This window comes from Lentzea miocenica (assembly GCF_033949945.1).
Lineage (GTDB): Bacteria > Actinomycetota > Actinomycetes > Mycobacteriales > Pseudonocardiaceae > Lentzea > Lentzea miocenica.
In genome coordinates this window covers 188,092-200,416 of the sequence record NZ_JAXAVW010000003.1, presented here as the reverse complement: position 1 = coordinate 200,416, position 12,325 = coordinate 188,092, and the positions used below count along the sequence as shown (strand labels likewise).

General features: G+C 68.2%; 13 protein-coding genes. 2 read left to right on the top strand and 11 right to left on the bottom strand.

Annotation, left to right across the window (positions count from 1 at the left end; all coding sequences use genetic code 11):
- Positions 1 to 108 precede the first annotated feature (108 nt).
- Positions 109 to 1,410 carry a DUF4142 domain-containing protein gene (locus SK803_RS05095; protein WP_319964576.1) on the top strand — a complete coding sequence of 434 codons (1,302 nt, stop codon included), beginning with the start codon at positions 109 to 111 and terminating at the stop codon, positions 1,408 to 1,410.
- Between the two features lie 139 nt (positions 1,411 to 1,549).
- Here SK803_RS05095 and SK803_RS05090 read toward each other — a convergent pair whose 3' ends face one another.
- Genes SK803_RS05090 through SK803_RS05075 form a run of 4 tightly spaced genes read right to left on the bottom strand, consistent with a single transcriptional unit; the run spans position 1,550 to position 4,686 of the window.
- Positions 1,550 to 1,930, bottom strand: coding sequence for a hypothetical protein (locus SK803_RS05090; protein ID WP_319964575.1), 381 nt, complete (start codon positions 1,928 to 1,930; stop codon positions 1,550 to 1,552).
- 55 nt (positions 1,931 to 1,985) lie between these two features.
- Positions 1,986 to 3,065 (bottom strand): AAA family ATPase, encoded by a 1,080-nt coding sequence (locus tag SK803_RS05085; protein ID WP_319964574.1) that lies wholly within the window; start codon positions 3,063 to 3,065, stop codon positions 1,986 to 1,988.
- A 46-nt stretch (positions 3,066 to 3,111) separates the two neighbouring features.
- Positions 3,112 to 3,879 carry an RNA ligase family protein gene (locus tag SK803_RS05080; protein ID WP_319964573.1) on the bottom strand — a complete coding sequence of 256 codons (768 nt, stop codon included), beginning with the start codon at positions 3,877 to 3,879 and terminating at the stop codon, positions 3,112 to 3,114.
- A 42-nt stretch (positions 3,880 to 3,921) separates the two neighbouring features.
- Positions 3,922 to 4,686, bottom strand: coding sequence for a hypothetical protein (locus SK803_RS05075; RefSeq protein WP_319964572.1), 765 nt, complete (start codon positions 4,684 to 4,686; stop codon positions 3,922 to 3,924).
- Positions 4,687 to 4,872: 186 nt separating this feature from the next.
- Between SK803_RS05075 and SK803_RS05070 the strand changes: the two genes are divergently transcribed.
- Positions 4,873 to 5,679 carry a S1 family peptidase gene (locus SK803_RS05070; RefSeq protein WP_319964571.1) on the top strand — a complete coding sequence of 269 codons (807 nt, stop codon included), beginning with the start codon at positions 4,873 to 4,875 and terminating at the stop codon, positions 5,677 to 5,679.
- A gap of 57 nt (positions 5,680 to 5,736) precedes the next feature.
- Here the strand turns inward: SK803_RS05070 and SK803_RS05065 are convergent, their stop codons facing one another.
- The 7 genes from SK803_RS05065 to SK803_RS05035 all read right to left on the bottom strand — a co-directional run bounded on the left by SK803_RS05065 (position 5,737) and on the right by SK803_RS05035 (position 12,244).
- Entirely contained in the window at positions 5,737 to 6,537 is an 801-nt protein-coding gene (locus SK803_RS05065) for an alpha/beta fold hydrolase (RefSeq protein WP_319964570.1), read from the bottom strand.
- A 109-nt stretch (positions 6,538 to 6,646) separates the two neighbouring features.
- Positions 6,647 to 7,102, bottom strand: a complete 456-nt coding sequence (locus SK803_RS05060) for a MarR family winged helix-turn-helix transcriptional regulator (RefSeq protein WP_319964569.1) — start codon at positions 7,100 to 7,102, stop codon at positions 6,647 to 6,649.
- 64 nt (positions 7,103 to 7,166) lie between these two features.
- Positions 7,167 to 7,676: a regulatory protein RecX gene (locus tag SK803_RS05055; RefSeq protein ID WP_319964568.1), complete on the bottom strand. Its 510-nt coding sequence runs from the start codon at positions 7,674 to 7,676 to the stop codon at positions 7,167 to 7,169.
- Between the two features lie 12 nt (positions 7,677 to 7,688).
- Complete coding sequence (gene recA, locus SK803_RS05050; protein WP_319964567.1) at positions 7,689 to 8,732, bottom strand: recombinase RecA; 1,044 nt, start codon at positions 8,730 to 8,732, stop codon at positions 7,689 to 7,691.
- Between the two features lie 147 nt (positions 8,733 to 8,879).
- On the bottom strand, positions 8,880 to 9,074 hold the full coding sequence (locus SK803_RS05045) for a DUF3046 domain-containing protein (protein WP_319964566.1): 195 nt from the start codon (positions 9,072 to 9,074) through the stop codon (positions 8,880 to 8,882).
- 9 nt (positions 9,075 to 9,083) lie between these two features.
- On the bottom strand, positions 9,084 to 10,340 hold the full coding sequence (locus tag SK803_RS05040; RefSeq protein WP_319964565.1) for an MFS transporter: 1,257 nt from the start codon (positions 10,338 to 10,340) through the stop codon (positions 9,084 to 9,086).
- Positions 10,341 to 10,393: 53 nt separating this feature from the next.
- Positions 10,394 to 12,244 (bottom strand): Hsp70 family protein, encoded by a 1,851-nt coding sequence (locus SK803_RS05035; protein WP_319964564.1) that lies wholly within the window; start codon positions 12,242 to 12,244, stop codon positions 10,394 to 10,396.
- Between the last annotated feature and the right edge of the window lie 81 nt (positions 12,245 to 12,325).

Here is a 12,325-nt window from a genome sequence, read left to right as displayed (position 1 = left end):
GAATCCACCGGATACTACATCGGGAACGCGAAAACCTCTCGGGTACGTAAATTCAGTCCAAATGGTTCGGCCGGACTGCTGTGATCCACGTCACATAAGCATTTGCGCATGTCCGGTGAACTACCAGCCGACCTGCGCGTATCACCTTCGAAGGCAGCTCGATCGCGGGGAGGAACGGGCACTATGCGTTACCGGCCGGGCACGCTGGGGCAGCACGCAGCGCTGTTTACCGCCCTATCTGTCGTATTTCTCGGGGCCCTTGTGGGAGCGGTCCCGGCAAACGCGCAGTCCACTGAAGTACAGCCGTCGGACCGCTCTTTCATGGTATCTCTGCGCCAAGCAAACTCTTGGTTGGTACCTGTGAGCAAAGACGCTCCGGCGCGCACGACGAATGCGGGGATCAGCAACGCAGGACGAGACATCTTCGAAGGCCACACACGACTCGACGTCGATCTTCTGAAATTCGCCACCGATCTCGGCGTGGTACTGCCGAACGACGTGAGCAGTGAACACCAGTCACTCATCAACGAGATGGCGGAACGCACTGGAGACAACCATGATCGCGCCTACGCGACGATCGTCCGGCAGGCCCAGGGCGGGCTTCTGGTAATGGCCACGCAAGCGCGGGCCACGACCCAGAACACCACAATCCGCACGCTCGCCCACCAGACCCTGCAAATGCTCATCCGCACGATGACGGTCCTCGAGAACACGGGACTGGTGGACCCGTCCGCACTCGAATTGGTGACGGCCAAGGCACAGGTGAACGCGGTCCGCGTCATCGGCCAGAACGTGGAACCGTCGGACCGGGAATTGCTCGTTCTGCTCACCCAGCACACGCTTTGGCAGAAACCGGCCAGCAGGGAGAGCTCCGATCGGGCACGGGACGCGAAGGTCCGCAAGGTCGCGGGCCAGCTCGCCGCCGAGCACAGCCAGCTCACCGCAGCGGTCGCCGATGCGGCCAAGCAGATCGGGGTGGACCTTCCGTCCGAACCGACGACCGAGCAGAAGTCGTGGGCGACCGCCATCTCGGCCAGCTCGGGCGAGGAGCTCGACCGCATGTACGCGAACCTGTCCCGAGCGGCCGACGGCTCGCTCATCGTCCAGGTCGCCCAGGCCCGCGCGACGACCAAGAACCTCCCCGCCCGTGTCGCCGCGCAGACCGGCCTGACCTTCCTGCTCAAGCACATGCTGCTGCTGGAAGGCACCGGCCTGGTCAAGTCGAACTCGCTGCAGATGACCGACCCGGCCATCGCCCAGACGAAGGCCAACACCAGCCCGCCACCCCAACCCGACGACTCGTCCACGAGCATCGGCTTCCTCACCGGGATCGCCGTCCTGGTCGTCGCCGGCGCCGGCACGCTCTGGCTGGTCCGCGCCGTCGGCCACCACGGCGAGCACCGCCGCTAGACCCACCGGTACATCGGCTGTCGCCCTCGCCAACCGATGTGTCACCGCCCGCCTCAGGCCTTGGCAATGAGTCTTTTGACGACGTCGTCAAAAGACTCATTGCCAAGGCCGAGGTCAGCGGGTTGCTGGGTTGACATAATCAACGTCGAAGGCGAAACGTGCCGAGCACCTCGATGTTGGGACGTCCACCGGTGCCACCGCCGTTGCCGGTGTCGCGGACGACCGCGACATGGTCGGCTTCAGGCGGTACGGGCACCACGACGGTGAGGACGCGTGGGGTGTCCGAGCTGGTATGTGGATCTTGGGGGAAGGTTTCGACGGTGCTGCCGAGGCCCGTCCGCACCGGCACGCGGCTCACGGTCTGGCCGTCGCGGTCGCGGACCTCGACGTAGTCGCCGGCCTGCTGGGCGCCGAAAATGCCGACGGTGACGTTCACCGGGTGCTGCTCCAGCAGCCGGACGCCGTCCGCGGTGAACTCGAAGATCATGCGCACGGACCTGGCCGGCGGGGCGTCGGTCATGGCGAGCTCCTCCAAGGGGTGGGCAGGGCCCTTGTAGGAGGCATCGGCCGCGGGGCTAAGTACGTGTCGACGTTTGTGCTGTGTCCACCCGTTCGACGGCATGCGCCTCGGTGACGTCGACCGTCTCCCACTTGTCGACGAGCCGGTCGATCACCGCGGCCGGGACCGGTTCCGGACGGGCGCGGTTGCGGGAGTGGATCACGTTCCTCGGTGCTTCGAGCCCGACCAGGGTGACGCGGGCGCGGTAGTCCGCGGCGAGTCCGATGCACCGCTCACGCAGCTGCCGGGAGATGTTGGTCGCGTTCCAGACGAACCGCTCCCCGGCACGAAGCAACGTCCGCGCCTCCTCGAACGCCGCGGCCGCCACCGCGCGTTGGTCGCCGTCGGGGGCGATGCCGAGCCGGGAGCGCACGGAGTCGAGGCTCACCACGGGCCAGCCCGGCCGATGAGTGGCGATCCAGTGGTCCTTGCCGACACCCGGCAGGCCGGACAGCACCGTCACCTCGACGCGAGTGTCGTCGTAGGCGGCGTAGTCCGGGTCGCGGCCCGGTGTGCGGAAGTACTGGAACCGGGCGTGGTCGGACGCGAAGGCGCGCGGGCGGTCCAGGCAGTCGCGGTCGCGGCAGTACTCCTCGAACAGCGCAATGTTCTCCAGCACCGACTCGGCGTCGCCGCAGATCCGGCCGAGGATGTCGGCGCGGGCGAGCGTCGCCAGGTCGTCGTTGCGCGCGAGCAGGCTCACCCGGAACGCGATGCGGTCGAGATCAGGTCGCTCCAACGCCCAGAACGGCACCTGGTGGTGCCGCACCAGCGCGGCGACGTGCTCGCGCCAGGCGATCGGCCGTCCCATCTCCCACAACACCTTGCGCGCCAGCAGATCACCGGCGCGGGAGTGGCCGTGCGCGGTGATCCGGCCGTCGTCGATCTGCGTGCGGAACGGCTTCGCGACGTCGTGCAGCAGGACCGTGGCGAACAACCGCACGCGGTCCGGTTCCGGGCGGGCACGCCATTCCGGCAGCGACACCAGTGCCTCGCACGCCATGCGGGTGTGTGTGGCGACGTCGCCTTCCGCGTGGTGGATCGGGTCCTGCGGCACGCCTTCCATCGCGCGCACCCAGGCGAACGCCGAACGCACGGCGCCCCAGTCGACAGTCCACTGTGGACCAGTCGGGCAGAGTGACTCAAACACGCGACACCACCCGGTTCGGCAGGATCGGGCGGTCCTGCCAGTGGCTGCCCGAGTCCAGCACGGCCGTGTTGAACGTCGGCCGCACCCACTTGTACCGCTCGACCGTGCGCCCGTCCTCCTCCACCTTGATGTAGAGGCCTTCCATGTGGTCGTCCGAATCCGTTTCCGCGACAACGACTTCCGGATCCTGGCCCGCCACCCGCGCCGCCTCGACCAGCACGTCACGCCAGCCGGGCGTGCGGCACGTGGACGGCCCGATCAGCGCGGTCAGGTCCTTCACCGTGCGCAGCGGTCCCTCGTGCAGCACCGGCACGGGCACCACCGGCGTTCCGGAAAGCAGACGACGACGTTCCGGTGTGGACAGGAAGTCACCGGTCTCCCGGTCGAGCACGTCGAACTCGCAGAAGTGGTGCGGCAGTGCGTCGTAGAACACGGTGTGCTTGGCGTACAACCATTCCCCGTACAGAACAAAGCGCGTGCCGAGCCGCTCCCACAGCACTCCCTGATGCGTCGCGGCCCACGCCTTCAAGGGCGCGAACTGTCGCTCACGGGGTCCGCCGGCCAGGAAATGGCCGCGTGACTGCAACTTCAGCGTCCCGGCCGGGTCGAAGCTGATGCCCGCGTTGGCACCGTCGAGTTTCTCCTCGACGACGAGGTGCCGTCCCGCGATCGCGCGGAACGGCACCTGGTCGAGGTCCTCGTCGCCTGGTTGCAGGCGCGAGCCCTCGAGGTGGGGCGTTCGCGGATACTTGCGCAACATGCCCCGATTTGTAACCCGTCCGAGCGCCCGCTGGCGAACGGTTTACGCCTGACCGACGAACGCTGCCTTGTCGGAGTTGAAGCTCGGCTCGAACACGAGCTGCATCTCACCGGGCTGCGCGCCGACGGAGTACGCGACGTCGTAGGTGTAAGTCTTGCCGGGCAACACCGTCGCTGTGTCGTACGCGCTGCCGCAGCCGCCACCGTTGTCGAAGATCCGTTCAGCCTTCTGCCCGTTGAACTGCGCGTCGTTGCCCAGCGACAGCAGCGCGGTCTCGAACGCGGCGCTCGTCCCGTTGGTGATGGTGACCTGGAACTTCACCGCTCGCGCGATGTTCGACGGGGACGCGTACTGGCCGGGCGAGCACGCGACGGGCGCGGCGACGTCGACCGAGAGGCCGTTCTCCCACGTGTACCGCTTGCCCCAGGTCGGAGGTTCGATGAGGGCGTCCTGCTTCGGGGTCTCGCCCCCGACGCCGACCTGTCCCTGGTTCGTGCCGCCGTCGAGGATCTTGTCGAGCTCTTTGACCGCGGACTGTTGTGCCACCACGGTGAAAACGATCGCTGTGACACAAAGGCCGGCGCCGATGGTCGCCAGGATCTTGCGCGTGCCGAACAACGCGATGATGCCGAGCACGAGCCCGACGAACGCGGCGATCGCGGTGAGGTTGTTGAAGATGATGATCGGCGAGCCGACGACACCGACGATCCCGAGGATCAACGCGGTCCAGGCGAGCGCACCGAACCTCGCGGGCTTCTGCGGTGCGACCGGTGGCGGGGCGTAGGCGGGCTGCGTCGGGTAGGTCATCACGGCTCCTGGCGGTTGCGATGTGTGATCACGACGTCGATCGGTCCACGGCACCCGTTAGCCCTGGGCCGCAGCGTCACTCGATCGAGTTACGAGGGGCCAGTCAGCCGACTCCCGTCGGTAGCGAGACGGATACGATCCGTACAGGCTTGGCGTTGGATGCCATCCCTGAAAGGAACCCTGCACATGGCACGACGATTCGCGGGATCCCTGCTCGCGGCGATCGCGGTACTCGGTGTGACAACGGCACCCGCCCAGGCGGCCGTCGACTTCACCGGCACCGTGAAACTCGACAACTGTTCCGGTTCGCTGGTCCGCCTGCCTGGATCAGCGCCCGCGGACAAGGCGCTCGTTCTCACGAACGGGCACTGCGTCGAGCTCATGAAGGCGGGCCAGGTGTACGTCGACAAGACGCCGCCGCAGCCGCGCACCTTCAAGCTGCTCAACAGCTCCGGCGCGGAGATCGGGACGCTGAGCAGCACCAAGATCGTCTACGCGACGATGACCGGCACTGACGCCGCGTTCTACCAGCTCAACACGACCTACGGGCAGATCCAGCAGCAGTACCGCATCCCCGCGCTGGAGCTGTCAGCCTCGCATCCCGTTGCCAAGACGGACATCAGGGTCGTCTCGGGCTACTGGAAGAAGATCTACTCCTGCCAGGTCGACGGCTTCGTGCACCAGCTCAAGGAAGCCGGCTGGACCTGGCGCGACTCGCTGCGCTACACGTCGTCGTGCAACACCATCGGCGGCACCTCGGGCTCGCCGATCATCGACAACACGAGCGGCAAGGTCGTCGGCGTCAACAACACCGGCAACGAGAGCGGCGGCCGCTGCACGATGAACAACCCGTGCGAGGTCGACGCCGCGGGCAAGGTCACCGTCCGCAAGGGCATCAACTACGGCCAGCAGACGTTCGGCTTCGTCTCCTGCTTCGGTCCCGGCACGACGCTCAACCTGTCGCTGCCCGGCTGCAAGGTCGCCAAGCCGTAGCTTCTCCGGACATGGCGAAAGCCGGGGCGCCCCTGCCGCCCCGGCTTTCCGCTTCTACTAACGCGCCGCGCGCACGATCAGGTCGGCGACGGTTTGCGGCTGGGACACGGCCACCGAGTGCGAGGCGTCGCGGACCTCGACGACGGCACGGGCGTGGGCGCGCTCGGCCATCCACTTCTGCGCCGCGATCGGGATGTTTTTGTCCTTGCCCGCCACGACGAAGTACGACGGGATGGAGTGCCACGCGGGCTCGCCGGCCTTCTCGGTCAGCGCGGTGTCGTTGATCGGCCGCTGCGTCGCCGCCGCCAGCGCCGCGTCCTTGCGGGACACGTCGGCCGCGAACTGCTGCCAGTACTTGTCCTGCTGGATCGTCAGGTCCTTGCTGCCGTCACCGATGTCGATGACCGACAGCGTGTCGCCGAGTGTGCTGCCGGGGAACTTGTTCGACAGTTCCAGCGCGCTCTCGCCCTTCTCCGGCGCGAACGCCGCGACGTAGACCAGCGCCTTCACGTTCGGGTTGCCGAGCGCGGCCTGCGACTGGACCATGCCGCCGTAGGAGTGTCCGGCGAGGACGATCGGCCCCTCGATCGACGCGAGGACCTTGCGCAGGTAGTTCGCGTCACCGGTGACCGACCTCAGCGGGTTCGCCACCGCGACGACCGGGAATCCCTTGCGCTGCAGGCGTTCCACGACACCGTTCCAGCTGGCTCCGTCGGCGAACGCGCCGTGCACCAGCACGATGGTCGGCTTCTTGGCGCCGGACTTCTCGGTCTCGTCCGCGGCACCGGCACTCGACGGAACGACAGCAGCCAGGGCCAGCAGGGTTCCAAGAACGGCGAACACCTTACGAACTCGCATCGGTCTCTCACTCTCTCGTCGGCACCTTGGCGGTGGTGCATCGCGCTCGATTAGGTCGTGCACGATGTAAGTTACCCGACGAGTTACCTCGTGCGCGATGTGTTTCAGCTCACGAGCGCTCGGCGCCGTGCTTGACCCGGTTCAGCGCCTTGCGGAGAACGGTGATCTCCTCGAGTGTCATGCCGAGCGCCTTGCCGAGCTGGTTGAACATCTCGGCGCCGATCCACTGCAGGTCACGGCCCTTGTCCGTGAGCTGGACGAGCACCGAACGCTCGTCGTCGGGATGCGTGACGCGGACCAGCAGGCCGCTCTTCTCCAGCCGTTTGATCAGCGGAGACAGCGTGCTGTACTCGAGGTCGAGTTCGTGGACGAGCTCCCGGATCGGCCTCGAATCCCGCTCCCACAGCAGGAGCATCACCAGGAACTGCGGGTAGGTGATGCCCGCCTTGTCCAGGATCGGGCGGTAGAAGCCGGTGACCGCTCGCGACGTCGTGTAGAGGTCGAAGCAGAGCAGGTCGGAGACCGTGGGAGTCACGGCGGACGGCGCGTCGGGAGTGGTGCTCACAACTTTCAGGTTACTCGGGGCGGACCGGTCAGGCGGCGAGGTCGGGCAAGCGAGCCTGCCCGCCCTACGACCAGGGCTCGTCCAGAGCCGACGCCTCAGCGCCGGCCGAACGCAACTCGTCGCGCACCACGCGGTACGCGAGCCCTTCCGCGTAACCCTTGCGCGCCAACGCCCCCACGAGGCGGCGGATCTTCGCCGTCTCGTCCACGCCGGACATCGTGCGCAGCCGTTTGCGGACCAGCTCGCGCGCCTTCTCCTCCTCGGCCTCGCCGTCGACCGCGGCGACCGCTTCGGCCACCACCTCGTCGGCGACACCCTTGCGGCGCAACTCCATGGCCAGGGCGCGGCGGCCCAGGCCGTTGTGGTTGTGCCGGGAGCGCACCCACATCTCGGCGAACTCCGCGTCGTCGATCAGGCCGGCGCGGTCGAACTTGCCGAGCACCACCTCGGCGGCGCCAGGGCTGATTCCCTTGCGCAGCAAGGCGTCGTGCAGCTCTTGCCGGGAACGGGCGCGAGCGGTGAGCAGCGCGTAGCAGATGTCCCGTGCTTTGCGCTGCCCCTCAGCCTCGTCCAACCTTCACAGCCCCTAGAACTCGACGGGCGCGGGGACCGTCTCGTCGGCGTCGAGGGTGGCACCGATGCCGAGCTTGTCCTTGATGCGCTTCTCGACCTCGTTCGCGATGTCCGGGTTGTCCAGCAGGAACTTGCGGGCGTTCTCCTTGCCCTGGCCCAGCTGGTCGCCCTCGTAGGTGTACCAGGCGCCGGACTTGCGCAGGATGCCCTGGTCGACACCCATGTCGATGAGCGAGCCCTCGCGGCTGATGCCCTTGCCGTAGAGGATGTCGAACTCGGCCTGCTTGAACGGCGGCGCGACCTTGTTCTTCACGACCTTGACCCTGGTGCGGTTGCCGACGGGCTCGCCGCCGTCCTTCAGGGTCTCGATGCGGCGCACGTCCAGACGCACGGAGGCGTAGAACTTCAGCGCCTTACCGCCGGTCGTGGTCTCCGGGGAGCCGAACATCACGCCGATCTTCTCGCGCAGCTGGTTGATGAAGATCGCGGTGGTGTTGGAGTTGCTGAGCGCACCCGTGATCTTGCGCAGCGCCTGGCTCATCAGGCGGGCCTGCAGACCGACGTGGTTGTCGCCCATCTCGCCCTCGATCTCGGCGCGCGGCACGAGGGCGGCGACCGAGTCGATGACCAGGATGTCGAGCGCGCCGGAGCGGACCAGCATGTCCGCGATCTCGAGCGCCTGCTCACCGGTGTCGGGCTGGGAGACCAGCAGCGCGTCGGTGTCGACGCCCAGCTTCTTCGCGTACTCGGGGTCGAGCGCGTGCTCCGCGTCGATGAACGCCGCGATGCCGCCGGCCTTCTGCGCGTTCGCCACGGCGTGCAGCGCCACGGTCGTCTTACCCGACGACTCCGGACCGTAGATCTCGACGACCCGGCCACGCGGCAGGCCACCGATGCCGAGCGCCACGTCCAGCGCGATCGCGCCGGTCGGGATGACGGCGATCGGCGCACGGCCCTCTTCGCCGAGGCGCATCACGGAGCCCTTGCCGAACTGCTTGTCGATCTGCGCCAGGGCCAGCTCGAGCGCCTTGTCCCGATCGGGTGCTGCGGGTGCCATGTTGGGTCCACCTTTTGTCGTCTGCCGTTGCTTCGTCATGTTGGACCTGACGCTACTGGCGGGGTCTGACAATTTTGCGAAGCCGGGGGTCGGGGCCACTGTAGCCGAACACGTGTTCGAGCACACGTGACACTCCGAACCGCCGGATCAACGCCGATTTTCGGGAATCTCGAACGCGTCGCAGACCGCGATCCAGACCTCCTTGGCGCCGAGCCCCGCTTCCAGCGCCTCGTCGGCGGTGCGCCCTCCCAGTGACGACAGCACGTGGTCGTGGGCGATCATCTCGGCCCTGACCTGGCCGAACTCCCCGGCCATGAGTTTGCGGAACATGGTGATGCGCACCCGCAGACCCTAACGAACGGGCCTGCGCAGTGATGCGAAGAGGCACACGACCAGCAGCGGCAGCGCCGTGAACCCGACGATCAGCCCGAGCGCCGCGTACGACCAGGCCGTCACGACGATCCCGGCCACCGCGCCACCAACGGCCCCGCCGACGTTCATCACCAGATCGGACAGGCCCTGCGCGGCGGGCCGGTCCTCCACCCGCACGGACTCCGTCAGCAGCGCGGACCCCGACACGAGCCCCGCCGACCAGCCGAACCCGAGCAGCGCCAGACCCGCGGCGAGCTGTGGAGCGTCGTGCGACGGCGCCATCCCCGCGACCCCGGACGCCGCCACCACCAGCGACGCGCCGATCGCGAGCACCGGCACGCGGCCCAGCCGGTCCGCCATCCACCCGAACAACGGGCTGGCGGCGTACATCGCGGCGACGTGCAGGCTGATCACCACGCCGACCACGCGCAACGACGACCCGGCGTGGTTCATGTGCACCGGCGTCATCGACATCAGCCCGACCATCGCGGTGTGGCACAACATCACACCAACGAGTGCGAGCCGGGCCATCGATCCGAGTGATCCCCAGATCTTCAGAGCACCGGGAGTCGCGCTGGAACCGCCGGCGCAGTGCGCGGGTTCGACCGGCCGGGTGCTTCTCACGACGACCAGCGGGTCCGGTCGCAGCCCGAACTGGATGACCAGCACGGCGGCCACGAGCACCACGGTCGCCAGCAGGAACGGTCCCACCCCCACCGGCATGCCCAGCCAGGCCGCCAGTCGTCCGGCGGGATCGGCGAGGTTGGGGCCGATGATCGCGCCGATCATGGCCGCCCACACCACGCGCGACAGCTCCCGCGCACGACGTTGGGGATCAGCCAGATCCGTTGCGGCGTAACGAGCCGCGTAGTTCGCGCTGGACGCCCCTCCGAACAGGAGGAGCCCTGCCAGCAGCACCTGCCACCAGCCGAGGCCCACGGCGACGGCGGCGACCAGCGCACCGAGCGCGCCCATGCCGTAGCCGAGGATGAGAGCGGGGCGACGCCCACGGCGTTGCGCGAGACGTGCACCGGGCAACGCGAGCACCGCGGCACCGGCGACGGCCGCCGTCTGCGCGAGTCCGCCGACGGCCTCGGACCCGGACAGCGACGCGGCGATCAGCGTGCTGAACGCGAGGCCGATCGTCACGGCCGCCGACCCCAGGATCTGGGTGCCGGTCAGCACGCGGACGACCTTGCGCTGCACGCGTTCGACCTGCGGCGCGACGGTCACCATGATCGCGATGGTGGCATGCCCGGACGGCGTGCCGACAGGTCCATCAGGGGCGGTTACTCCCCCGGTTGCACGGCCTTCTCGAAGAAGTCGGCCATTTCGTCCGCCTTGAGCTCGTCCGCGTTCTCCTCGGCGTTCTTCGTGAGGATGCCGAACATGGGGCGTCCCTTGGCGGTGAACACCAGCACGCCGGTGCCGCTCGAGGTCGCCGCGCGGTAGTCGCCCTCCAGGCCGTTGCCGGTCCAGTCGGCCTCGACGCGGTCGGTCTGGAACGACTTCGAGATGGCGGCGGCGTTGTTCTCGGCGCCGGTGACGCTGTCGGTGAGGATGTACTGGACCGAGTAGCCGTCGCGGACGCTGCAGCTGACGACCGTGCCCTTGATCTCCTCCATGCCGGTGATCTGCGCGGAGTCGGCCTTCTCGCAGCCACCGCCGTCCGGCACGTGGCCCGCGAGCTGGCGCAGGCACTTGGTGAAGCCCTGGCCGTCCTGGGAGGTGTCGTCCTTGCACTCGTCCGCGCTGGGCAGGTCCGGGCCGGACAACGCGAAGACCGTGCCGATGACGCCCGCCAGCACGAGGACCGCGGCACCGACGGCGAAGAGGACCTTCTTGTTGTCCTTCTTCTTCGGCGCCTGCTGCTGCGGGAAGTTCATCGGGTAGCTGCCGCTGACGTTCGGGTTCACCTGGTAGGGCCCGGTCACGGGGTAGCTGCCGCTGGCGGAGTACGGCCCGCTCACGTTCGGGTTCGGGTACGAGCCGCTGATCACCGGGTTCGGCCCGCTGACGTTCGGGTTCACCGGGTGCGGGCCGCTCACGGCGGGGCTGACCGGCGCGGTCACGACGGTGGGCGGTTCGACGAACTTGGGCTTGTCGTCCTCGGGCTTGAGCGTGATCATCGCCCGGTCCACGACCTGCGCACCGGACGCGACGATCGTCTCCGGGTGGTCGGGGTTGGTCGGGACGATGCCGACCTTCTCCGCGATGACCTGCGCGACCAGCGGCATCCGGCAGGAGCCGCCGACGAGGTAGACGTGCTCTGGCGTGACACCGGCCTTGCGGACCGTGGAGATGAGGAGCTCGGTGGTACGGATCAGGCTCGGCCTGATCAACGCCTCCAGCTCGGCGCGCGTGACGACGACCTTCTCGAACGGCTCCGGCATCAGCACCTCGACCTGAGGCAGCTCGGAGAGGTCCTCCTTCGCGAGGCGCAGCTCCTCGCGCAGGCCGAGACGGGCGCGGTGGTCGTCGACGGTGGTCGGGCGCAGCAACCGCTGCCAGCCGGCCGGGTCCTTGTGCGAGACCGTGCGGCCGATGTGCTCGAGCAGCGCCTGGTCGATGTCGAGACCGCCGACGTCGCCGAGGCTGCCGTCGGCGAGGATGCGGTGCTCGGAGTCGAGCATCGAGACGTCGAACGTGTCGGCGCCGAAGTCGTAGACCGCGAGGGGGCGGCCGCCGCCGAGCGAGGCCACCGCGATGGCCTCGGGGACGGGCACCAGTTCACCGGTCATGCCCGCGAGCCTGGCCGAGGACAGCAGCTTGTTCCGCCTGCTCGGGCCCCATTCGGCGGGGTGCGTCAGGCGGATCTCGTCGAGCGGGGTGTCACCGAGCAACGGCGCGACGGCTTCCATCACGCGCGCGTAGATCGCCGCGAGCGCGTCGTTGACCGGCAGGTTCCGCTCGCCGAGCTTGAGCGTCGCCTTGTCGATGTGGCGCTTCGGGTTCGCCTCGTAGCGCGACGGGTCCTGGCGCGAGCGCCGTTCCGCTTCTCTGCCGACGTGCAGGGTGCCGTCCTCGTCGAGGTAGACGGACGAGGGCATCGTGGGCCCGCCGTCCACATCCACCACGCCGTGGTCGGACAGCACCGCAACCGTGTTGGCGGTGCCCAGGTCGACGGACAGGACGCGCACCGTGCTCCCCTCGAAGGACGTACTGGCGGTGATCGTGCCACAGCGGCCTTCGGCGGGTGCCCGGACCTGCGCAATCAGAAA